This is a genomic window from Bacillus cereus group sp. MYBK139-1, assembly GCF_051916915.1.
GTDB lineage: Bacteria > Bacillota > Bacilli > Bacillales > Bacillaceae_G > Bacillus_A > Bacillus_A pacificus.
This window is the reverse complement of sequence record NZ_JBQAHO010000021.1, coordinates 1-1371: the sequence shown is the minus strand read 5'-3', so window position 1 is coordinate 1371 and position 1371 is coordinate 1. Positions and strand designations below refer to the sequence as shown.

Sequence of the window (1371 nt, the reverse complement as noted above, 5' to 3'; positions counted from 1 at the left end):
CATATTATATGGTTAAGTCCTCGATCTATTAGTATTCGTCAGCTCCACATGTCACCATGCTTCCACCTCGAACCTATCAACCTGATCATCTTTCAGGGATCTTACTAGCTTACGCTATGGGAAATCTCATCTTGAGGGGGGCTTCATGCTTAGATGCTTTCAGCACTTATCCCTTCCGCACATAGCTACCCAGCTATGCCCTTGGCAGAACAACTGGTACACCAGCGGTGCGTCCATCCCGGTCCTCTCGTACTAAGGACAGCTCCTCTCAAATTTCCTACGCCCACGACGGATAGGGACCGAACTGTCTCACGACGTTCTGAACCCAGCTCGCGTACCGCTTTAATGGGCGAACAGCCCAACCCTTGGGACCGACTACAGCCCCAGGATGCGATGAGCCGACATCGAGGTGCCAAACCTCCCCGTCGATGTGGACTCTTGGGGGAGATAAGCCTGTTATCCCCGGGGTAGCTTTTATCCGTTGAGCGATGGCCCTTCCATGCGGAACCACCGGATCACTAAGCCCGACTTTCGTCCCTGCTCGACTTGTAGGTCTCGCAGTCAAGCTCCCTTATGCCTTTGCACTCTACGAATGATTTCCAACCATTCTGAGGGAACCTTTGGGCGCCTCCGTTACACTTTAGGAGGCGACCGCCCCAGTCAAACTGCCCACCTGACACTGTCTCCCGGGTCGATAAGACCCGTAGGTTAGAATTTCAATACAGTCAGGGCGGTATCCCACCAGCGCCTCCACCGAAGCTAGCGCTCCGGTTTCAAAGGCTCCCGCCTATCCTGTACAAACTGTACCAAAATTCAATATCAGGCTACAGTAAAGCTCCACGGGGTCTTTCCGTCCTGTCGCGGGTAACCTGCATCTTCACAGGTACTATAATTTCACCGAGTCTCTGGTTGAGACAGTGCCCAAATCGTTACACCTTTCGTGCGGGTCGGAACTTACCCGACAAGGAATTTCGCTACCTTAGGACCGTTATAGTTACGGCCGCCGTTTACTGGGGCTTCAGTTCAGAGCTTCGCTTACGCTAACCCCTCTCCTTAACCTTCCAGCACCGGGCAGGTGTCACCCCCTATACTTCGCCTTACGGCTTCGCAGAGAGCTGTGTTTTTGCTAAACAGTCGCTTGGGCCTATTCACTGCGGCTTTCCGTTAAGAAAGCACCCCTTCTCCCGAAGTTACGGGGTCATTTTGCCGAGTTCCTTAACCAGAGTTCTCTCGCACACCTTAGGATTCTCTCCTCGCCTACCTGTGTCGGTTTGCGGTACAGGCACCTTTTATCTCGCTAGAAGCTTTTCTTGGCAGCGGGGAATCAAAGACTTCGCTCCATAAGGAGCTTCCCCATCACAGCTCAGCCTT

The 1371-nt window shown here is 53.0% G+C and carries 1 rRNA gene; it reads right to left on the bottom strand.

Annotated features, from left to right (window positions below):
* Window positions 1-8: 8 nt before the first annotated feature.
* Window positions 9-1371 (bottom strand): 23S ribosomal RNA (locus tag ACTFRS_RS28405); the annotation flags it as partial.